A 21370-nucleotide genomic window follows, 5' to 3' on the forward strand; every position below is an offset into this window, starting at 1 on the left:
ACCTGTTTCCCCCGCCGTGTTGACATCCGGCGCGCGGCTGAGCGATACATCCGTCGGACTGGTGGGGCTGATGTCGTCACGGCGTCGGCTGGACCAGACACCAGCCGCACCGGTCCTGCAGATGTATCGCGCCGCGGCGGGATCAGGCCGCGAGCACGACGCGCAGCTGCTCGATCGCCCAGTCGAGCTCGGTCGCCCGGATGACCAGCGGCGGAACCAGCACGATCGTCGCGTCGCCGACGACATCGACGAGGACGCCGCGCGCGACGAGGCGCCGGGCGACCTCGGCTGCGGTGACGACGGTCGGGTCGACGTCGACGCCCGCCCAGACCCCCGCGGTCCGGACGGCCACCGCGCCCGCCCCGACGAGGGCCTCAATGCGTCCGGCGAGATGTTCGGCGAGAGCACGGGCCCGGTTCTGCACCTCGCCCGCCTCGAGCATCTCGACCACGCGGTGCGCGATGGCGCTCGCGAGCGGAGACGCGGATGCCGGGTCGGCGGCCTCACCGAGCAGCGTGCGACTCCCGACGACGGCGGCGACGGGGACGATGCCGCCGCCGAGCGCCGGGCCGATCACACGGAGGTCGGGCGCCGCTCCCGTCCCGGCGAGCGCGACGGTGTCGCCGAGCCTGCCGAGGCCGCTGCGCGTCTCGTCGAGGATCAGGGCGATCCCGCGATCGGCGGTCGCCTGCCGTGCGGCTTCCAGGTATCCCGCGGGCGCGCCGACCACCCCCGCCGCGGCCTGCACGGGCTCGAGGACGACGGCGGCGACGGTGTCGTCGAGCGCCGCGACGAGCGCATCGATCTCGCCGAAGGGCACCACGACGGCGCCCGCTGCCGTGAGATCGGGATGCGAGCCGGCAGCGACGACGACGGCCGTCCGTTCCCCCGCGGCGAGCGTGGCATCGACGGCTGCTCGCAGTGCGTCCCGCCCGGTGGTGGCCGGCAGCACCGCCTCAGCCCCCAGCAGCGCAGCCAGCGCGTCGGCGAATCCGTCGGCGCGGTCGTCGGCGACGACGGTGCCCGTGCTGGTCAATCGGCCCAGCTGCTCGGTGGCGACGGCGAGCAGAGCGGGATGGCGGTGCCCGAAGGTGAGCGCCGGATCGGCGGTCAGGTCGAGGTATCGGCGCCCCTCGACGTCGGTCACCCACGCTCCCTCGCCCGTCGCGACCATGACCGGCAGGAGCGGCGGCGCTCCCGCGAGAGCGCGCTTCGCGCGGTCCTCGTCGTTCGCGTCCGGCGTCGGGTGGTGGTCGGCGATCGTCATTCGGACTCCTGGCTTCGGCGGTCGCGCACGCGGCGGCGGGTCGCCGCGCGGCCGGCATCCATTCTCCCCCGGCACGATCTGGCGCCGCTGAGGACTGCGACGACGACCCGCGGTAGCCCCCTGACCCGATTGCGCAAGGTCCTGCCCGTTCGTCGTCGCGCCTGACAGGCTGGAGCCACACCACCGCGAATCGTCGAAGGAGACCCATGCAGCAGCGCACCCTCGGACCGTTCACCGTCTCGGCCATCGGCCTGGGCGGGATGCCCGTCTCGATGAACAACGACAAGCAGATCCCCGACCGGAAGGATGCCGTCGCGACGGTGCACGCCGCGCTCGACGCGGGCATCACCCTGCTCGACACCGCCGACATCTACGCCCCGAGCTGGGACACGATGGGGCACAACGAGGAGATCATGGCCGAGGCCCTGGCCACGTGGGGCGGCGACCGCTCTCAGATCGTGGTGGCGACGAAGGGCGGCATCACCCGCAGCGACGGCGAGAAGTGGGGCCGGGACGGCTCGCTCGACTACCTCCGGAAGGCGGTCGAGGCCTCGCTCCGAGCACTCCGGGTCGACGTGATCGACGTCTACCAGTACCACCGCCCCGACCGCTGGATGGTCTACGGCGAGGTCATGGAGAACTTCAAGACCTTGCAGCAGGAGGGCAAGATCCGCGCGATCGGCATCTCCAACGCCAGCGTCGAGGAGATCGAGATCGCCCAACAGGTGCTCGGCGAGGGCAACCTCGCGAGCGTGCAGAACGAGTTCTCGCCGCGGCATCCGGGCAGCTACGACGAGCTGCGCTACTGCGCCGACCGCGGCATCGCATTCCTCCCGTGGAGCCCCCTGGGCGGAACGGGCGGTGGCGCACGGTCGATCGGTGATCGCTTCGCGGTCTTCGGCGAGGTCGCCCGCGCCCACGACGTGAGCCCGCAGCAGGTCGTGCTCGCGTGGGAGCTGGGGCTCAGCGACACCGTCATCCCGATTCCGGGAGCGCGCCGCGCCGCGTCGATCGCCGACAGCGCGAAGGCCGTGCACCTCGAGCTCTCGGGCGACGAGCGCGCACGCCTGTCGCACTCGGTCGGCATCGACGCCTGATCCGGCGCACGCCGCTCACGACCCGAGGCGACCTCAGGCCGTGAGCGGACGCTCGCCGACGACGGCATCCGGGTTCATGGGAATCGGCCCGTGGATGCGGGGCCGCCCGTCGACGCGCGTCACCTCGACGCCGTGGCGCGCGAGGCCCGCGACGCTGCAGTCGATCCGCAGGAGCGGCAGCCGCACGTCGGCGTAGACGGTTGCGACGACGTCGGCGACGTCGGCGGGGTCGCAGGCCCGGATGTACTCGCCCGGTTCCCACGGCACGCCCCGCGTCGCGACCTCGTACTCGCCGAACTTGCGGCTCATGCCCCAGTCATCGGCGATCGCGATGTGGCAGACGATCTCGTCCATGGCGCCTCCTTAATGAAACGCCACCGTATCATTCTGCTAGCCTGTCGTCATGCCCTCGACCGGAGATCGACGCCGAGGCCGCCCGCCCGCCCATGAACAGGCCGCGCGCGACGCCCGCATCGTCGCGATGGCGGCAGACGTCTTCGTCGAGGTCGGCTTCCACGCCGCCTCGCTCGACGCGATCGCGCAGCAGGCGGGCGTGACCAAACGCACGATCTACGAACGCATCGGTGACAAGTCGGCGCTGCTGGGCGCCGCGGTGACCGATGTGCACGGCTACCTCGATGTCGCGGCCCGCGACCTCCGGCACGCCTGCACACTCATCGCGACGGCGCTGTTCGCCGACCGTGCGATCGGCCTGCACCGCGCGGCCGTCGCGGTCGCGCTCGACGACCCCGCGGTCTCGCGTGCGTTCTACGACGCCGGCCCGATCGCGGCGCAGCGTTACCTCGCGGCCCACCTGGACGGCGACGACCGTCGCGCCGAGCATCTGTTCGGTGCCCTGCTCGGCGAACCGCACCGTCGACGCCTCCTCGGCCTCGACCCCGAGCCGGCGGCCGCGTCGCTCGACGCCCACGTCGACTCCGTACTCGCCGCGTTCGTCTGAGGCGCCGAGCAGCGCTCAGCTCAGCTCAGCTCGGCTCGGCTCGGCGAGAGACGGAGGCCGGAGCGGACTCGAGCCGGTCGAGGGCGGCCGCGGCACGGGCGGCGGCCGAGCGGCGCAGGATGCCGTGGACGAGCAGCACCGTTCCCGCGCCGACACCAACGAGCACGGGCAGGTTGAGCCCCGGCGAGAGCGCCAGCGCGATGACGGTGATCGCGAGCGCCACCGCCCCGAGCCCGATGAACAGGCCACCGAGGAGCGACTCGCGCTCGACCGACAGGCGGGCGAGGATCAGCGTGGGTGCAGCGGCTGCGTCATCCGTCATCCCGCCACGCTACCGAGACGGCACCGCGGCCGCCCGTCAGATGACCGCCTCGGACCAGTCGTCGGGATTGCCGAAACGGTGCGCGGTGATCGTGATGGACTGCTCGTGCACGAAGGGCAGCAGCTCGATCCGCGCCGCGGTCGTGACCTCGTCGGCGTAGACGGCGACATCCGGGTCTCCCTCGGTCGCTGCCGCGATGGCCGTCCGCAGCTCGGCCACCGTCTCACGCGAGCCGACCAGGCGGATGCGTCCCGGTCGACGCTCGGGGGCGGCGATGCGCTGCAGCCATTCGCCGTCGGTCTCGACCGAGACCGCGATGTCGACCTCGCCGAGCGCCCGCCGGACGTCGGCGGGAAGACCGACCGGCGAGCTCAGCGTCACGGCCGATCCGGCCCGCACGCCCGCGACGAGCACGCGGAGCACCGCCTGCCAGGTCGCGTCCGACGACGCTCGCACCGCCACGTCGACCGGGCGATACCGGAACAGGTTCCGCTCGACGCCGAGGCCGGACACGTCGCGCACCTGGCCGAACTCGCGGTCCCAGGCGACGGCATCCGAGAGCGCGCCGCGCCGCAGCCATTCGAACGATTCGTAGTCGAGGGTGGGCTGGGCCGACTCGATGATGGTCGTGATGCGCGAGTCGAGACCGCGCAGATGCAGCGTGCTGGATGCCGAGCCGTTCGACGCACGCCAGGAACCGAGCCCGACGAGGTAGTTCGGTCCACCGGCCTTCGTGCCCGCGCCTACCGACGACCTCTTCCAGCCACCGAAGGGCTGACGCTGGACGATGGCCCCCGTGATGCCGCGGTTGACGTACAGGTTGCCGGCCTCGACCCGGTCGAGCCAGGTCGCCAGATCGGCGGCGTCCTGGGTGTGCAGGCCCGCGGTCAAACCGTAGGCGACCGCGTTCTGCAGTTCGATCGCCTCGTCGAGAGTGCGCGCGTGCATGACGCCGAGCACGGGCCCGAAGAACTCCTCGAGGTGCGTGCGCGACCCGGCGCTCACCCCCACCTTCACGCCCGGAGACCAGAAGCGCCCAGCGGTCGCGTCACCGAAATCGAGGGGACGAGGCTCGACGAGCCAGCGCTCACCCTCCTCGAGTGAGGTGAGAGCCCATTCGAGCTTGCCCTGCGGCGGCTCGATCACGGGCCCGACCTCGCTGCGGGGATCGGTGGGCGGTCCGACCCGCAGCGACCGCGTGGCGTCGACGAGTTGACGCGCGAACCGCTTCGACCGCCCGACCGGCCCCACCAGGATCGCGAGCGACGCGGCGGAGCACTTCTGACCCGCATGACCGAAGGCGCTCTTGATCAGGTCGGACGCCGCCAGATCGAGGTCGGCGGAGGGCATGACGATGATCGCGTTCTTGCCGCTGGTCTCGGCAAGCAGCGGCAGCTCGGGCCGCCACGACCGGAACAGCGCCGCCGTCTCCCACGAGCCGGTGAGGATGACGCGGTCGACCGACGGGTGGGTGATGAGCCGGCGGCCGAGATCGCCCTCGTCGATGTCCACGAGCGCGAGGAGATCGCGGGGCACCCCGGCATCCCACAGCGCCTCGGCGACGACCGCCGCACAGCGACGGGCCTGCGGAGCGGGCTTGAAGACGACGCCCGATCCGGCGGCGAGGGCCGCGAGCACGCCGCCGGCGGGGATGGCGAGCGGGAAGTTCCACGGCGGAGCGACCACCGTGACCGACGCCGGCTCGAAGACGGCGCCGCTGACCCGATCGAGCTCGCGCGCCGTCGCGGCGTAATAGGCGGCGAAGTCGACCGCTTCGCTGACCTCGACGTCGGCTTCGGCCAGCACCTTGCCGGTCTCGGATGCGGCGACCTCGATGAGCTCGGCCCGACGTGATTCGAGTGCGCGCGAGGCGGCGAGCAGCACCGCACTGCGGTCGGCCGCGGCCATCGAGCCCCAGGCGGATGCCGCCGATCCCACACGCGCCACGATTCCATCGAGCTCTCCCGCGTCATCGACCCGGGCGGCGGCGATCGTCTCGTCACCGGCCGTGCTGCCCTCGATCCGCGACAGGATGCCGCGGGCCCACTCCCGGTTGACGGCGAGCGCGGGGTCGGAGTCGGGAGTGTTGGCGAACCCGGGCGCTCCGAGCGCCGGGGCCCGGCGCGTCTCGCGCGGGGCGTAGACGGCGGTCTCGACGAAGTGCTCGCCGCCGAACCGGACATCGTCGGGCTCGCCCAGAGCCGTGGTCTCGTCGGAACGGCCCGCGGCGTCGGCGATGCCGAGCACCGCCTGCGTCAGCCCGTCGTCGCCCTCGGCGGGGTCGCGCGTGATGCGTTGCGGCGCGATGGGCCGCAACGACATCGTGCGGTCCTGCGTGCGGTTCGGCCCGCTGGGCAGGGCCGGGTCGGCCGCGCGCTCGAGGGAGGCGAGGAATCGATCGCGTTCGCGCTCGAACAGGCTCGCGTCGGTCGCGAGGTCGAACGCCGCCGAGAGGAAGTTCTCGCTCGAGGCGTTCTCCTCCAGCCGCCGCACGAGGTAGCTGATGGCGACGTCGAACTCGTCGGGGCGGACGACCGGGACGTACAGCAGCACGTGGCCCACGTCGGCCGTGACCGCGGCGACCTGACCCTGCGCCATGCCGAGGAGCATCTCGATCTCGATGTCGTCGCGCACACCGCGCTCGCCGGCGAGCAGCCAGGCATAGGCGATGTCGAAGAGGTTGTGCCCGGCGACGCCGAGCCGCACCGCGGCGCTCCGCTCGGGGCGCAGGGCACGGTCGAGGCACCGCAGGTACATCGCGTCGGCGTCGAGCTTGCTCGCGTGGGTCGCCAGCGGCCAGCCGTGGATCGTGGCGTCCACGCGCTCCATCGCGAGATTCGCGCCCTTGACCAGCCGCACCTTGATGCGGCTTCCACCGGCCGCGACGCGGGCCTGCGCCCAGGCGGTCAGCTCGTCGAGGGCGTCGGCGGCGTCGGGCAGATAGGCCTGCAGCACGATCCCGGCCTCGAGCCCCCGCAGCCGCTCATCTTCGAGGATGCGGGTGAAGACGGCGATCGTGAGATCGAGGTCGCGGTACTCCTCCATGTCGAGGTTGATGAAGGTGCCGTCCTCAGCCGCGCTCAGGTAGAGCGGCAGCAGCCGCTCGACGACATCGGCGACGACCTCGTCGAACGCCCACATCGAGATGCGGCTGACGATCGCCGAGACCTTCACCGAGACGTAGTCGACGTCGGGCCGGCGGATCAGCTCGTGGATGCCGTCGAGCCGGCGGCGCGCTTCTTCCTCGCCGAGCACCGCCTCGCCGAGGAGATTGAGGTTGAGGCGGGCTCCGGACTCGCGGATGCGGGCGATGGCCGGGCCGAGCTTGTGCGGTCGCGCGTCGACGACCAGGTGCCCGACCATCTCGCGCAGTGCCGTGCGCGCGATCGGCACGACGGGGGTCGGCAGTACGGGGGCCACTGCGCCGCCGATGCGCACGGCACCGCGGAGATACCAGGGCAGGAACTCCGGGACCAGCGGGGCGACGTGGTGCAGTCGGGTCGCGGCGGCGGTCACGCTCTCGGGGCGCATGACCCCGTCGACGAAACCGATCGTGAACGGCAGGCCGTTCGGGTCGCGAAGGACTCCCGCGAGGCGCTGCGCTGCGGCATCCGCGGGGAAATCGGCCGACGTGTGCACCCATTTCTGGGCCAGGTCCACCGCCTGATGGGCGAGGGAATCGTCGGCGGGGAAGCCCGGCGGGGTGGTGCCGGACGAAACGGTGTCGGACATGCCGTCAGCCTATGTCGCAAGCGCTCTCGAAGGGCGGCGCCTCGCCCGGGGATCACTCCCAGACGCTGGGCGCCTCGGCACGCGTCGACGGCAGAGCGGTCGCCGCAGCCCACTCGGTCATCCACGGCTCGAGCTCGGGCAGATCGTCGCGCCGGCCGAGCACCGCGAACAGTTCATCGAGCGGCACGATGCCGCCCGTGCGACGCAGGAACCGCGAACGCACCAGCATCTCGGCGTAGACCTCGCCGCGGACGACCGCACGATGCACCATGTACACCGACTTGTCGTCGTGTCCGTGCAGGCGCGTCTCGATCGTGAAGCGCTGCCAGAGGTTCAGCGACTTCCGGAAGGTGATCGTGCTGTTCGCGACGACGCCGTACCAGCCCTTCTCCTGGAAGGTGTCCCAGATGCCGTTGCGCACCAGCAGGTCGAACCGGCCGAGGTCGAACAGCGAGGCGTACCGCCCGTTGTTCATGTGCCCGAGCAGATCGATGTCGGTGGGCAGCGTCCGGAGCTTCACCCGGCCGACCGCCATGAGCGGCCGCGGGCCGTTCCTGCGCAGCTGTCGCTTCGCTCGCCAGATCGTCAGCAGGGTCCGGAGCCACACGTTCACGATGGCCGACGCTATCGGATGCCCCATGCCCCCACCCGCATCCGTTGTGCGCCTTCCACAACTCCGCGCCCGCCGCCCCGCGCGCAGGAACGGAGAATCGCGCGAACATCGGAGGATCTCGCGGGATCCGTCCGACGTACGCGCGATTCTCCGACGTACGCGACGCGCGGTCAGGCGCGGGCGGTGTCGAGCACGATCACCGCCCACGACAGCGCGGGCAGGGTCGCCCGCAGCGTGCCCTCGTCGAGTCCGACGCCGCGCAGGGGCACGAGGCCGACGGCGTCCTGGTAGTGCTCGGTGTTGGCCGACCGCCGGTCGCCGCCCTCGGGCACCGTCAGCACCTCGGCCGAGACGACGCCCGACGCGCCCAGCCCGCGCAGCTCGAGCGACACCTCGGTCTCGGACTCGAGCGAGCGATTGGCGACGAACAGGGCGACGCGGCCGGTCGCCTCGTCCCACGTCGCGGCCGCGTCGACGACATCCACGTCGCCGAACTTCGCCGTCGGCGTCTGATCGGAGTCGATCGCGAGCCGCAGCACGCGCCCCTGCGCCAGCTGCGACATGCGGGCGAACGGCCAGAAGATCGACTGCCGCCAGGCCGGCCCGCCCTCCTCCGAGCGGATGGGTGCGATCACGTTGACCAGCTGCGCCTGGTTGGCGATGCGCACGCGGTCGCCGTGGCGCAGCAGGCTGTGCAGGAAGGTCCCGACCACGACGGCGTCGGTGACGTTGTAGGTGTCCTCGATGAGGCGCGGGTGGGCGCGCCACTCCTTCGACGCCGAGACGATGTGCGGCTGGTCCTCGGTGTCGAGGCCCCGCTGGTACCAGACGTTCCACTCGTCGAACGAGATGTCGACCTGCTTGCGATGCTTGCCCGCAGCCTTGACCGCGTCGATCGTCGAGACGACGCCGTCGATGAAGGCGTCCATGTCGACGGCCTCGGCGAGGAAGGATGCCGCGTCCCCGCCGTCCTCCTGGTAGTAGGCGTGCATCGAGATGTAGTCGACCTCGTCGTACGCGTGCGTGAGGACCGTGTGCTCCCACGAGCCGAAGGTCGGCATCTGCCGGTTCGACGATCCCACCGCCACGAGCTCGATGTCGGGGTCGACCAGGCGCATCGCCTTCGCCGTCTCCTGCGCGAGCCGGCCGTACTCGTGCGCGGTCTTGTGGCCGATCTGCCACGGGCCGTCGAGCTCGTTGCCGAGGCACCAGAGGCGGATGTCGAAGGGTGCTGCGGCCCCGTTGCGGCGACGCAGGTCCGACCAGTACGTGCCGCCGGCGTGGTTCGCGTACTCGACGAGCGCGCGGGCCTCGTCGACACCGCGCGTGCCGAGGTTGACCGCCTCCATGACCTCGACCTCGGCCTCGCGCGCCCAGTCGACGAACTCGTGGAGCCCGAACGCGTTGGTCTCGACCGTGTGCCAGGCGCCGTCGAGCCGGTGCGGACGGTCGGCGACCGGCCCGACGCCGTCCTCCCAGTTGTAGCCCGAGACGAAGTTGCCACCGGGGTAGCGGATCACGGTGGCGCCCAGCTCCTTCACGAGCGAGAGGACGTCGCGACGGAAGCCGCGTTCGTCGGCCTGCGGGTGACCCGGCTCGTAGATGCCGGTGTAGACGCAGCGGCCCATGTGCTCGACGAACGAGCCGAAGAGGCGGCGCGGCACGTCGGCCACGGTGAAGTCGCGATCGAGGACGATGCGGGCGCGGGGCATGATGCTCCTGTTCTTTCGGGGTGAGGGGATGCGGACGACGCGTGCCGGGCGGCGCCGGTCACTGACCGCCGAAGCCGGTCGTGGCGACGCCGCGGACGATCTGCTTCTGGAACACCAGGAAGACGATGATCAGCGGCACCGAGGCGAGGACGGCCTGAGCCATGACCTGCGCGTACTGCACGCCGTAGGCGCTGATCACGGTCTGGAGTCCCACCGGCAGCGTCATGAGGGTCGTGTCGTTGATGATGAGGAACGGCCAGAGGAAGTTGTTCCACGCGCCGATGAACACGAAGATCGCGACGGCGCCGAGGATGGGCCGCGACAGCGGCAGCACGATCGACCAGAACACCCGGAAGCGCCCGGCGCCGTCGACCCGCGCGGCATCCTCGAGCTCGATGGGCACCTGGTCGAAGAACTTCTTGAGGATGAACACCATCGCCGGCGCGACGACCTGCGGCAGGATCAGGCCCCACGGGGTGTCGACGAGGTTGAAGGCGAGCATCTCGTAGAACAGCGGGATGATCAGCACCTGCGGCGGGATGACGATCGAGGCGATGACCGCGCCGTAGAGGAACTTCTTGCCGCGGAACTCGAGCCGTGAGAACGCGTACGCGGCCACGGCCGAGATCGCGACGGTGAGCAGGGTGATCACGGCGGAGGTCCAGAGGCTGTTGCCGGCCCAGACCCACACGTTGCCCTGCGAGAGGATCGAAGTGAAGGCCTCCGTCGTGGGCCCGCTCTCGCCGATCCAGCCGCCGGCGCCGGAGGCGGCATCCGTCTCGGTCTTGAAGGCGGTCGCGACCGCCCAGAGGAACGGCAGCAGCCACCCGATCGCCAGGAGGGCGAGGGCGACGAACGCGACGATGTTGAGCGCGCTCAACCGGCGCTGACCGGGTTTGCGGCTCCGCGGATCGGGGGCGACCCCCGGGGCGACGACGGCGCGCGTGGCCGAGGAGCTGGCGGTGGCGGCGCTCATGAGTGCTCCTTCCGGCGACGGGTGGCGAGGGCCTGGATGACGCCGATCAGCACGATCACGGCGAAGAAGACGTACGAGATCGCCGCCGAGTAGCCGAAGCGGTACCCGACGAAGCCGGACTCGTAGATGTACTGGACGATCGAGCGGGTGGTCTCGCTCGCGATTCCTCCGAGCATCTGGTACGCCTGGTCGAACAGCTTCAGCGACGCCAGCACCTGCAGGATGACGATGAGCACGGTGACCTGGCCCAGCTGCGGGATCGTGATCGAGAAGAGCTTGCGCCACTCCCCCGCGCCGTCGATGGACGCCGCTTCATACTGCGTCTCGGGGATGTTCTGGAGGGCCGCGAGGTAGAGCAGGAAGTTGAAGCCGATCGTCCACCACACCGTCGCGACGACGATCGCGAGCATGTTGGTGTCGGGGTTCTGCAGCCACGCGATCGGCTCGAGACCGAACGCCTCCAGGATGCCGTTGGCCGCGCCGATCTGCGGGTTGAAGATCCACACCCAGATCTGCGAGATCACCGTGGAGGCGAGCAGATAGGGCATGAAGAACGACAGCCGCCAGAGCCACTGTCCGGGCAGTCCGCGCTGCACGAGCAGAGCCATGACCAGGGCGAGGACGACCAGCGGCACGGTCGAGAGCACCGTGAACCAGGCGGTGTTGCCGAGCGATCGCCACATGACGGGGTCGCCGAGCGCTTCGACGTAGTTCGCGATGCCGATGAACGATCCGCCGGCGCCCGTCAGCGACTGATCGGTGAAGCTCAGATAGAGCCCGTGCAGGAGCGGCCAGACGAGGAAGAGCAGGAAGGCGGCGAGGAACGGCGCGAGGAAGGTCCAGGCGATGCGCTGCTCGCCGCGGTCGCCGGCGTGCCGGCGTCGCCCCGCGCGGTCGCCGGTGACGATCGTGCGCGTCGCGGCGGTGTCGGCGAGTCCGGCGCGGCCGGATCCGGTGTCGAGGGTCATGCGCGGGCTCCGTCCGGTGCGGCGGGGTTCGGCGTCTGCAGGCGCAGGTCGACGCCCGCGCGGAAGCGGGAGACCGCGGCGGCCGGATCGGCGCCCTGCAGCAGGACGTTCTGCACCGCGGCGCCGAAGTCGGCCTGGAAGCGTGAGCCCGAGCCAGTGAACCAGGCCGGCGGGTCGTACCGGACGAGCTCGGCGGCCTCGGCGTAGTGCGCCTGCGGCAGCAGATCGGCGTAGGCGGGCGACTGCGTCACGGGAAGATACGCGGGGATGTGGCCGGCCCCGGCCCAGTCGAACGACCCCTTCAGGATGTCGGCGACGAAGCGGTAGACCAGGTCGCGGGTCTCCTCGTCGGGCGCGCTCTGGTGCGGCAGGGTGAACGAGTGCGAGTCGGCGTAGACCGACGGGGTGCCGAACACGGCCGGGATGATCGCGGCGTCGATCGGCAGGTTCTGCTGCTGCATCGAGCGCAGCTCCCAGACACCGGTGAGGAAGAGCCCGCTGCGCCCGGTCGCGAACTCGGCGATCGCGCTCTGGTAGTCGGCGCTGCGCGACGCGATCTCGTCGTCGAGGAGCTGCTGCATGAAGGTCAGCGCCGCGACCGCGGCATCCTCGTCGATCTCCGCCTTGCCGCCCTCGGGAAGCTCGATCTCTAGCCCGTGCTGCGTGTAAAGCGTGTAGAAGAGGCGCCACATCTGCGCGCCGTCGCCGAGATAGCCGAAGGACAGCCCGTGAGACTCCGACACGGCCGCCACGGCTCGCCCGAGCTCGAGGAAGTCCTCGGGCGAGGTGATCGGCGGCAGCTTGCCGTCGCTGTCGAGCACACCCGCCTCGGCGCAGATGTCGGTGTTGTACATCAGGATGAACGGGTGCGCGTCGAGCGCGACGCTGTAGAGGTCGTCGCCGATGAAGCCCTTGCGCCAGATCGCGTCGGTGAAGGTGCTCGCGTCGACGCCGAGGTCGGCCAGGCGCGCGGTGTCCCACGTGTCGAGCAGCCCGCCCGGCGCATAGCCGACGACGCGCGAGGCGTGCATGACCGAGACGTCCGGCGCCCGCCCGCCCGCGGCCGCCATCGCGAGCTTGGTGTAGTACGGCTCACCCCACGCGAGCACCGTCGGACGCACGCGATAGTCGGACTGCGCGGCGTTGACGCCGTCGATGAGCCCGGACATGGTCACGCCGTCGGCGCCGGAGAGCAGGTGCCAGAACTGGAGGGTGCGGGCGCCCGTGGCGCCGGGGAGACCGGCGCACGAGGCGAGGAAGGCGGTTCCGGCGAGGGCTGCGGCTCCCGTGAGGAATCGCCGTCTGCTGAGTTCTATGGGTGGGGCCATCGGTCACTCCTTTGTGACGGCACGACATCGTGACAACCAGGGACCCTCATACTTTTACATCGATGTAATCAATGCGCAAGGAAAATCCGGATGTCGTCGATGCCGACGGTCAGCGGCCGGGCGATACGCCTCGCGGCACCGCGTCCGTGCTCGCTCGAGCGACCACCCGGTGCTCGATCGCCACCGCTCGCACCGGAACGTCGCGCGCCGCGATGCGCTCCTCGAGGAGCGCGATCGTCGCACGCGCGAACTCGTTCCGGTCGAAGGAGACGGTCGTCAGCTGCGGTGTCGTGAAGCGCGACTGCTCGATGTCGTCGAAGCCGCACACGAGCACGTCCTCCGGCACCCGGATGCCCGCACACGCCAGTTCGTGCAGCGCGCCGACGGCGATCGAGTCGGTGAAGCAGAGGAGGGCGTCGACCTCGACCCCGCGATCGAGCAGTGTCCGCACGCCCAGCGCGCCCGCCTCCATGTTCCAGGGCAGCAGGTTGACCTCCCGGCGGCGGTCGTGCTCGAGCCCGGCCGCGGCGAGCCCGTCGCGCACGCCCGCGAGGCGCAGGCGACTGGTCGCCGTGGCGAGCTCGGGCTGATCGTCGCCGCCGATCGCGGCGATCCGCCGCGCCCCGCGCGCCACGAGGTGAGCCACGGCATCGCGCGCGCCGCCCCGGCTGTCGACGAGCACCCGGTCGGTGACGTGCTGCTCGACCTCGCCGATCAGCACGACAGGCGGCAGCCGTTCGTCGCGATCGACGACGCTGTCCTCGATGCGGATCGGGTTGAGCACGACACCATCGACGAGATGCTGACGCGCCCGCGAGACGAGGTCGCGCTCACGCTCCGGCTCGAGCGCGGTCTCCTCGATCTGGACCGCGTAGCCGCGCTGGTGAGCCGCGTCGACGAGGTGATGCAGCATCTCGGCGGAGAACGCCGTCGCGAGGTCGGGGAGCGCGATGGCGATCACGCCGGAGCGGCCGTTCCGCAGGCCCCGGGCGCTGAGATTCGGCACGAAGTCGAGCTCGCGCATCGCCGACTCCACGCGCTGCTGCGTCTGCGGCCGGACCGCGGCGGTGCCCGTCAGCACGTTGGAGACCGTCTTCGCCGATACCCCGGCGAGCGCCGCCACATCCTTCATCGTGGCTCGGCCGGCTCTCTCCTTCGGCATGAGCACAGACTAGGCCCCGCGCGCAGGCCCTCTCGCCCGTGTTGCGCCGGCCAGCGCTGCGATGGGCGCCTCGAAGAAGGCGAGCTCGTGGCGCATCGATCGCGCGAACGCGACGCTCATCCGCGCGCGCTCTGCCGCCGACGCGTCCGCCGCCGCCCGCTCGACGATCTCGATCGCGGCGCGGGTCGATGCGGCGAAAGCGGGGTCGGCGTAGGTCGAGAGCCAGTCCCGATACGGATGGTGCGGGTGCGACGCCGCCGCGAATCGCTCGCCCACATCGGAGTACAGCCAGAAGCACGGCAGGAGGGCGGCGACCAGCTCACCGTACGAGCCGCGAGCGGATGCGGCGTGGAGGTGATCGGTGTAGGCGAGCGTCGCGGCGGCGGGGTCCGCGGCGTCCGCGCCGACCCGCGAGCGGTGGAGCTCGGATTCGACCGCGATCGCCGAGGCGGCGGCCTCCGCCCAGAACACCTGTTCCTCGCCTCGCGGGGCGAGCGCGCTGGCTCGGGCGAGGACACGGGCGTACTCCGAGAGGTACAGCGCGTCCTGCTGGAGGTACCAGGCGAAGACCGGCTCATCGAGCTCTCCCGTGCGCAGCCCCTCGACGAAGGCGCAGGAGTCGACGGCGGCGCGGAGCGGAGCGGCGCCAGCCCAGGCGCGCTCTGTCCACGACACGGGCGACGGGAGGTGCGGGCGCAGCTCGTGCAGGTGGTCGACGGGGCCGTTGCCTCGCCCGACGCCGAGCGCCGCGCCCGCTGTGATCGAACCGGCCAACCATTCGGTCGCACGCGCGAGGGCAACGGTCCAGCCGATGCCACTCGCGCCGAGCGTCGCCATCGCCGACGACAGGGAGCACCCGGTGCCGTGGGTGTTGGTCGAGGCGATGCGGCGGCGCGACACCTCCGCCGCGACCCCGTCCGGCGTCACGATCGCGTCGGGGCAGTCGTCGCCGTCGAGATGCCCGCCTTTGACGAGCACCGCCGCACCCGATGTGCGCGCGAACCGCTGTGCCTGGGCGAGGGCGGCGAGCCACGTGGGTGCGACCGGCTCCTCCGCGAGCACGGCCAGCTCGGGGAGGTTCGGCGTCACGAGGGCGGCGCGCCCGCAGAGGGCGCGGATCGCGTCCTCTGCGGCGGGATCGAGCAGGCGATCGCCGCTCGTGGCCACCATGACGGGGTCCAGCACGACGAGGTCATGGCCCCGCCGAGCCAGCCAGTCGTCGACGACCGCGACGAGCGGCTCGGAATGCAGCATCCCGATCTTGATCGCATCGATCTCGACGTCATCGCCGACCGCGTCGAGCTGCGTACGCAAGAACTCCGGCGGAGGCACGTGCACGGCCCGCACACCGCGGGTGTTCTGCGCCACGAGGGCCGTGACGACGGCCATGCCGTAGCCGCCCATCGCCGCGATCGACTTGAGATCGGCTTGAATGCCCGCGCCGCCCGACGGGTCGGTGCCCGCGATGCTCAGCACCCGCGGCACTCGCGGCGCCCGTGCCCCCGCGGTCACCGGACCGCTCCGTCCGCAGTGTCGGAACCGCGCCCGCGCGCTGCGACGGCGAAGGCGCGCGCGGCCGCGGCGGGGTCCGCAGCACCGCTGATCGCCGAGACGACGGCGACCCCGGCTGCCCCCGCTCGGCGGAGGGCGGCGACGTCATCGGGACCCACGCCCCCGATCGCGACGCACGCGAGCGGCGTCGCCGCGGCCCGTTCCGCGAATCCCTCGATGCCCAGCGCGGGCGGGTGATCGGCCTTCGTGATCGTCGGCCGGATCACGCCGACCCCGAGATAGTCGAGGGTGCCGTCCGGCATCGCGTGGGCGGCCTGCAGATGCGCCGCCGTGTTCGCCGTCCACCCGATGACGGCGTCGGGCCCGAGGACTCGCCGCGCAGTCGTGGGCGGGATGTCGTTCTGACCGAGATGCACGCCGTCCACGCGGGCCCCCGCATCGATGGCGGCGAGGGCGACGTCGACCCGGTCGTCGATGAGCAGCGGAACCCGCCCCGCGATCACATCCGACAGCATCCGGGTGCGGCGGATCAGCTCGGCCGCGGTCACTCTCTTGTCGCGCAGCTGCACCACCGTCACGCCCCCGTCGACGGCGGCGTCGACGATCGACAGCAGCGTGTCGGCGTTCAGCCGGTCATCGGTGACGAGGTGCAGGGCGAGGTCGACCCGGCGGGTCACCGGACGCCCTCCGCCGCCATCGCGCGGGTCGCGACGCGTGCGGCATCGAGGTCGCCGGGAGCGAGCGTCGCGAGCGCGTCGAGGAAGGCGACGGCGAACGAGCCGGGACCGGACGACACGGATGCCGCAGCCTCGGCGGCCTGCTTGTGCACGAGCGACGCTGCGACGGCTGCCGAGAAGGGCTCGACGACGCCGAGGAAGGCCGCCATCGTCGCGCCCAGCGAGCAGCCTCCGCCGGTCACCCGGGTCAGCAGCGGGTCTCCCCCGGGAACCCGCGCGACCCGTTCTCCGTCGGTGACGAGGTCCGTCGCGCCCGACACCGCGACGACCGCGCCGGACCGGCGGGCCAGGGCCGCCGCGGCCGCGTGCACCGAGTCCGGGTCGTCGATGCTGTCGACGCCGCGGCCGCCCGCGCCGGTTTCGGCGACCGCCGCGATCTCCGAGGCGTTGCCGCGGATGATCGCGGGGCGAGCAGCGACGAGCTCCGCGGCGAGGGCCGTGCGGATCGGCAGCATCCCGACCGCGACGGGGTCGAGCACCCAGCGCCCCGTCGCCGCCACGATCTCGCGGGCGCTGGCCTGCTGCTGCGGATTCGGGGTGCCGAGGTTGATCAGGGCACCGTCGGCGACGCCGGCGAAGATGCCCGCCTCACCCTCGATGTCGACCATCGCCGGACTCGCCCCGAGCGAGAGCAGCGCGTTCGCGGTGAACCCGGTGACGACGGCGTTGGTCACGCAGTGGGTGAGCGGAGCGGCATCCCGCAGCGCTCGGAGCGCCGCTTCCGGTCCTCGGACGGTGGGCACGACATCGCGCATTTTCGACATCCCTTCGCCAGCATTGCACTGGAGCAGGTTCGACGGGTCTGATCTCAGCTCGCGGTCGCGGGCACCCCGTGTCGGAACACGACCATAGCAGGCCGGTTTGCACGCTCTGGGCCGCTGTGCTTTTCTCCCGGCCCCCGAAGCGCGTAGGTTGCGAGTGAGCGCGCTTCACGGGCCGGCGCGCGAGGGGGTGGGGCCGTGCTGACAGCGGGATGCGCGCTGGTCTTCGCATGCCTCATGACGATCATCGGTCTCGTCGTGCTGTTCACGCTGCGCCCGAGCTGGCGTCGGCGCGGCGCGCTCCTGCGCTTCGGGATCGTCGGCGCGCTCTCGGCCACCACGTCCAGCCTGCTGTACCTCGTCCACACCCAGACCGGCGATCCGGCATCGCTCGTCATCAGCGACATCGCCATGGTCCTCGGCCCGGGACTGATCTTCGCCGGGCTCGGCTCGCTCGGCGGCGGCGTCCTCGCCCGCGGCGGCATCGCCGTCTCGCTCGCCGCTGTCGTCGGCGTCGTGTCCGCGGCGATCGGGCTGCCCGTCTCGCTCGCGGTGAAGGTCCTGATCATGGCGGTCATCTGCGGGTTGACCAGCGTCGCCGCGAGGCACCCGGCCATCGCAGCGCGACGCGGGTCGTGGCTCCTCGCAGCGACCATGGCGGTCTACGCGCTCTTCTCCGTGTGCCGCGCCGGCGTGGGGCTCACGCTCGGATGGGATTCAGCGCTCTACCGCCTCGGGTTCTCGGTCGTGCCGACGACCATCGCGGGGGCCGTGCTCGTCCTCCTGAGCGGCGCTGCCCTCCTGATGATCCTGTCGGACCGCAGCGCCGCGCTGGCCGCGCAGCGCTCGCGCGGGGCCTCGGGCGACGACCGGGGGCCGGCGTGGACGGTCACGCTGGGTTCGTACGAGATCGTCCGAACCGCCCTCGGGGCCGCGCGCGCCGATCGGATGCGGGAGGACCTGATCGCCGCGGCGCGGACTCTCGATCCCGGCGCCGTCGTCGAACCCGCGGGGGCCGGTGCACGGCTGCACAGCCCCAGCGAGCAGAGGGTCATCGAACGAGCGCTGCGGGCTCGACTGGTCGCGGCGGGCTGGAGCCCGGGCGAGGTCGGCCTGGTCTCGGTCGAGGTCGCCGTGGTGGACGGTGTCGGCGCATGACGGCAGGCGGCGCAACCCCGACTCCCCGATTTCACGCCGTCGCCGGCCGCGCGTAGAGTCTGGCCATGGAAGCCGAACTGCAGACCGACATCGTCGTCCGTCCGGTGCGGGATGTCGACGCCGAAGCCCTCGGGCGGGTGCACGCCACCTGCTGGCACGAGACCTACGACCACCTCATCAGCACCGCCGCTCTACAGAGCGTCTCGCCGCGACGACTCGCCGAGCTGTGGACCCACTGGGCCGCGCAGGGCGAGGACTTCCGGATGTACGCCGCGCTCGTCCGCGGCGAGATCGTCGGCTTCGTCGGGTCGGGCCCGGCGCGCGATCGCGACGCCCCCCGGATGCGCGAGCTGTACTTCATCTACCTGCTCGACGCCTGGCACGGCACCGGCATCGGTCAGCGGCTCTTCGACGCGGCCGTCGAGAAGGACGAGGGCGTCTACCTGTGGGTCGCGGAGGACAACCCCCGCGCGCACCGCTTCTACGAGCGAAATGGCTTCACGCTCGACGGGCAGACCCACACCGAGCCGTTCCTCGGCGAGACGCTGACCGAGGTCCGCTTCGTCCGCTGACCCGGCGCCGGCCGGGTGACGGCGGCGGAGCGATCGGCGCCGCTCCTCCCCCGCCGGTCTTCTTAGCGAGTTGCCCACATTCGCACCTCTGTTCGAATTCGATGTCGTACCCCACTGCCATCATGGGAACATGACAGCGAATGGCGCGGGTGGCGAGGTGGGACGCGAGGCACCCACGCCGTCGCAAGCGCTTGTTTTCTCGCGTTACGCCGAGGCGCTCGACCTCTCTCACGCCGCCGATATCGCCCGCACCCGGGCGCTGGCGGACCTGGGCCACGCTGCACTGCACGACGCGCGGCGCGACGGGGTTCGTGGGATGGCGTCGGACATGGAGCTGCGGTCGGTCGCAGCCGAGGCGGCCGGGATGGCGCGGCTCACCGATCGGCGCCTGCAGGGCGAGATCGACCACGCGATGACCGTCATCGACGACTACCCGGCCGTGTTCCAGGCGTGGGTGCAGCGGCGGATCGAACGCGGACACGTCGATGTGGTCGTGCGGGTCGGCGCGAGGGTTCCTGACGAGGTGCGGTCGGCGTACGAGGCAGCCGCGATCACGGTGTGCGAGCGGGATGTGCCGTCGCGGGTGCGGGGTGCGCTGGACGCGTTGGCGGCCCGGTTGCATACGCAGACGTTCACCGACCGACACAAGGCTGCCGCGGCGGAGCGGTGCGTGCGGGTGTTCCACGGGTCGGATGGGATGTCGAATCTCGTCGCGAACCTCCCGACGGTCATCGCCGCGGGGATGCTCGACCGGCTCACGCAGATGGGGCAGTGGGTGAAGGACGCGCGGGCGGAGAGTAACGGGGCGGAGAGCGATGGGGCGGATGCCGCTGGGTCGGGGGAGCCCGCCGACACCAGGACGATGGATCAGCTGCGCGCCGACATCCTCGGTGACCTCGTCCTCGGTGGGGCGCCCGTGGTCGACCCGACCTACGGGGCCGACCGGGCTGGTGGGCTCGGCGCGATTCGGGCACGCGTGCAAGTCGCCGTCACGGCGGAGACGTTGATGGGGCGTGACGAGAACCCCGCCGAAGCCGTGGGCGCTGCGCTGATCGATGCCGACACGGCACGCGAGCTCGCCGGGCAGGTCAGCGAGTGGGACCGGCTCTTCATCGCCCCCGTCACCCGCACCCCGGTCGAGATCGACACCTACCGGCCCACCGCTTCGATGAAGAAACTCCTGATGGCGCGCGACCAGCACTGCCGGTTCCCCGGATGCCGACGAGCCGCGCTCCGCTGCGAGATCGACCACACGATCGACTACGCCCTGGGTGGGCATACCCACATCTTCAACCTCGCCCATCTCTGCCAGCGACACCATTCGATGAAGCAGTTCACGAAGTGGGAGGTCCGGCAGGTCGGCGGAGGCGTTCTCGAATGGACCTCGCCCCTCGGCCGGGTGTACCGCGAAGACGTACCCATACCCGCGGTCTGCTTCACCATCGACACCGCGGATCCGCCACCGGATGGGACACGCGGCGGACCACCGCCGGACGAACCGCCACCCTTCTGACACCGCCTGATCGCGCGGGCGTGATCTCCGACCGGCCGACGACGGTCAACGGGTGATGGTCGTGCCGAACAAACGCGCGATCGGTACGAGGACAGCGGGGCGAGCGGCGACGCACGCCCCGACGATGACGGCGAGCGACAGGACGAACAGCCAGAAGCCGGTCCAGTTGTCGGCGTAGGCCGTCGGGTCCGCCGATCCTTGTGCGGCGTACATGTGGTTGAGGTTGCGGAGCGCTCCCGTAGCCAGGACGAGAGCGACATGGGTCACGATGAAGACGACGAAGAAAAGCATCACCAGCACGTGCAGGCGTCGTGCCCATTCGGTCGGGTACAGGCGGTTGATCCGCCCGTCGCCCCGCGGCCAGACCGTGCTGAGCCGCGCGCCGGTGACGACCGCGACCGGTGCCGCGACGAACACGGTCGTGGCGTACGCGAGCTGCTGCAGGCTGTTGTAATTCACCCAGCCGTTCTCCGTCGGCCAGTCGAGCGACACGTACTGCAACGCCGCCGAGGCAGCATTCGGCAGCACGTCCCAGCTCGTCGGCACGATCCGCATCCACTGTCCGGTCGCGAAGAGCAGGATGACGAACACGATGCCGTTGCCGATCCAGATGACGTCGAGCGCCTGATGGAACCAGATCGTGAGGCTCGTCCGGCGCTTCGGCCTGCCCCGCGGTGACCAGAACACCCTCGGACGCTTCTCCTTCCGCGCCTGCAGACCCGTGCGAATGATCAGCACCATCAGGAAGGCGTTGAAGAAGTGCTGCCAGGCGAGCCACGGCGGAATCCCGACCGGCGCCCCCGCCGGCAGCGGGTATGCGCCCGGGTACCGCTCGACGAACCCACGCATCGCATCGAGGCTCAGCACCCAGCGGGCGAACGCGACGGCACCCGCCGCCGCGAGCACCAGTGCGACGCCGACGGCCACGATCACCGTCACCCGTCGGCGTGCGGCGGCCCCGCGTTCGACCAACACCGCG

The 21370-nt window shown here is 71.4% G+C and carries 19 protein-coding genes and 1 riboswitch; of the genes, 5 read left to right on the forward strand and 14 right to left on the reverse strand.

What is annotated here, in order from left to right; all coding sequences use genetic code 11:
* Window positions 1-142 precede the first annotated feature (142 nt).
* A complete protein-coding gene (locus ACLBWJ_RS06855) occupies window positions 143-1267 on the reverse strand; it encodes an aminotransferase class III-fold pyridoxal phosphate-dependent enzyme (protein WP_274178298.1) in 1125 nt (374 codons plus the stop codon).
* A 206-nt stretch (window positions 1268-1473) separates the two neighbouring features.
* Here ACLBWJ_RS06855 and ACLBWJ_RS06860 point away from each other — a divergent pair, with 206 nt between their 5' ends.
* Window positions 1474-2364: an aldo/keto reductase gene (locus tag ACLBWJ_RS06860; protein ID WP_282501998.1), complete on the forward strand. Its 891-nt coding sequence runs from the start codon at window positions 1474-1476 to the stop codon at window positions 2362-2364.
* 33 nt (window positions 2365-2397) lie between these two features.
* Here ACLBWJ_RS06860 and ACLBWJ_RS06865 read toward each other — a convergent pair whose 3' ends face one another.
* Window positions 2398-2718, reverse strand: a complete 321-nt coding sequence (locus tag ACLBWJ_RS06865) for a hypothetical protein (protein WP_274178296.1) — start codon at window positions 2716-2718, stop codon at window positions 2398-2400.
* Between the two features lie 49 nt (window positions 2719-2767).
* Between ACLBWJ_RS06865 and ACLBWJ_RS06870 the strand changes: the two genes are divergently transcribed.
* Window positions 2768-3325, forward strand: a complete 558-nt coding sequence (locus tag ACLBWJ_RS06870; protein WP_282501997.1) for a TetR/AcrR family transcriptional regulator — start codon at window positions 2768-2770, stop codon at window positions 3323-3325.
* A 25-nt stretch (window positions 3326-3350) separates the two neighbouring features.
* Here the strand turns inward: ACLBWJ_RS06870 and ACLBWJ_RS06875 are convergent, their stop codons facing one another.
* The 11 genes from ACLBWJ_RS06875 to thiM form a co-directional block, all read right to left on the reverse strand.
* Window positions 3351-3647 carry a hypothetical protein gene (locus tag ACLBWJ_RS06875; protein ID WP_323987180.1) on the reverse strand — a complete coding sequence of 99 codons (297 nt, stop codon included), beginning with the start codon at window positions 3645-3647 and terminating at the stop codon, window positions 3351-3353.
* A gap of 36 nt (window positions 3648-3683) precedes the next feature.
* Complete coding sequence (locus ACLBWJ_RS06880) at window positions 3684-7379, reverse strand: bifunctional proline dehydrogenase/L-glutamate gamma-semialdehyde dehydrogenase (RefSeq protein WP_447659951.1); 3696 nt, start codon at window positions 7377-7379, stop codon at window positions 3684-3686.
* Window positions 7380-7431: 52 nt separating this feature from the next.
* Window positions 7432-7992 carry an acyl-CoA thioesterase gene (locus tag ACLBWJ_RS06885; RefSeq protein ID WP_447659953.1) on the reverse strand — a complete coding sequence of 187 codons (561 nt, stop codon included), beginning with the start codon at window positions 7990-7992 and terminating at the stop codon, window positions 7432-7434.
* Window positions 7993-8162: 170 nt separating this feature from the next.
* Window positions 8163-9704 carry an arabinosylfuranosidase ArfA gene (arfA, locus tag ACLBWJ_RS06890; RefSeq protein WP_447659954.1) on the reverse strand — a complete coding sequence of 514 codons (1542 nt, stop codon included), beginning with the start codon at window positions 9702-9704 and terminating at the stop codon, window positions 8163-8165.
* A 58-nt stretch (window positions 9705-9762) separates the two neighbouring features.
* Window positions 9763-10680, reverse strand: coding sequence for a carbohydrate ABC transporter permease (locus tag ACLBWJ_RS06895; RefSeq protein WP_447659955.1), 918 nt, complete (start codon window positions 10678-10680; stop codon window positions 9763-9765).
* The gene (locus ACLBWJ_RS06900; RefSeq protein WP_274178291.1) at window positions 10677-11648 is read right to left on the reverse strand and encodes a carbohydrate ABC transporter permease; all 972 of its coding nucleotides are present in this window, start codon (window positions 11646-11648) and stop codon (window positions 10677-10679) included. The genes ACLBWJ_RS06895 and ACLBWJ_RS06900 overlap by 4 nt, the downstream gene beginning before the upstream one ends.
* Window positions 11645-12976 carry an extracellular solute-binding protein gene (locus ACLBWJ_RS06905; protein ID WP_447659956.1) on the reverse strand — a complete coding sequence of 444 codons (1332 nt, stop codon included), beginning with the start codon at window positions 12974-12976 and terminating at the stop codon, window positions 11645-11647. The genes ACLBWJ_RS06900 and ACLBWJ_RS06905 overlap by 4 nt, the downstream gene beginning before the upstream one ends.
* Before the next feature lie 109 nt (window positions 12977-13085).
* Window positions 13086-14138, reverse strand: coding sequence for a LacI family DNA-binding transcriptional regulator (locus ACLBWJ_RS06910; RefSeq protein WP_354451386.1), 1053 nt, complete (start codon window positions 14136-14138; stop codon window positions 13086-13088).
* 9 nt (window positions 14139-14147) lie between these two features.
* A complete protein-coding gene (gene thiD, locus ACLBWJ_RS06915; protein ID WP_447659957.1) occupies window positions 14148-15650 on the reverse strand; it encodes a bifunctional hydroxymethylpyrimidine kinase/phosphomethylpyrimidine kinase in 1503 nt (500 codons plus the stop codon).
* On the reverse strand, window positions 15647-16327 hold the full coding sequence (thiE, locus tag ACLBWJ_RS06920; protein ID WP_354451390.1) for a thiamine phosphate synthase: 681 nt from the start codon (window positions 16325-16327) through the stop codon (window positions 15647-15649). The genes thiD and thiE overlap by 4 nt, the downstream gene beginning before the upstream one ends.
* Entirely contained in the window at window positions 16324-17151 is an 828-nt protein-coding gene (gene thiM / locus ACLBWJ_RS06925) for a hydroxyethylthiazole kinase (protein WP_447659958.1), read from the reverse strand. Before thiM ends, thiE begins: the two co-directional genes overlap by 4 nt.
* Window positions 17134-17230, reverse strand: a riboswitch (TPP riboswitch). It overlaps the preceding gene by 18 nt.
* Before the next feature lie 155 nt (window positions 17231-17385).
* On the opposite strand from thiM, the gene ACLBWJ_RS06930 reads away from it, so the two are divergent.
* From ACLBWJ_RS06930 to ACLBWJ_RS06940, 3 genes are all read left to right on the forward strand, one after another.
* On the forward strand, window positions 17386-18306 hold the full coding sequence (locus ACLBWJ_RS06930) for a hypothetical protein (RefSeq protein WP_447659959.1): 921 nt from the start codon (window positions 17386-17388) through the stop codon (window positions 18304-18306).
* A 65-nt stretch (window positions 18307-18371) separates the two neighbouring features.
* Complete coding sequence (locus tag ACLBWJ_RS06935) at window positions 18372-18878, forward strand: GNAT family N-acetyltransferase (protein ID WP_112616251.1); 507 nt, start codon at window positions 18372-18374, stop codon at window positions 18876-18878.
* Between the two features lie 130 nt (window positions 18879-19008).
* Window positions 19009-20391 carry an HNH endonuclease gene (locus ACLBWJ_RS06940; protein WP_447659960.1) on the forward strand — a complete coding sequence of 461 codons (1383 nt, stop codon included), beginning with the start codon at window positions 19009-19011 and terminating at the stop codon, window positions 20389-20391.
* A gap of 45 nt (window positions 20392-20436) precedes the next feature.
* Here the strand turns inward: ACLBWJ_RS06940 and ACLBWJ_RS06945 are convergent, their stop codons facing one another.
* Window positions 20437-21366, reverse strand: a complete 930-nt coding sequence (locus ACLBWJ_RS06945) for a cytochrome b/b6 domain-containing protein (RefSeq protein WP_447659961.1) — start codon at window positions 21364-21366, stop codon at window positions 20437-20439.
* Window positions 21367-21370: the final 4 nt, after the last annotated feature.

This window comes from Microbacterium sp. M4A5_1d, from assembly GCF_053345465.1.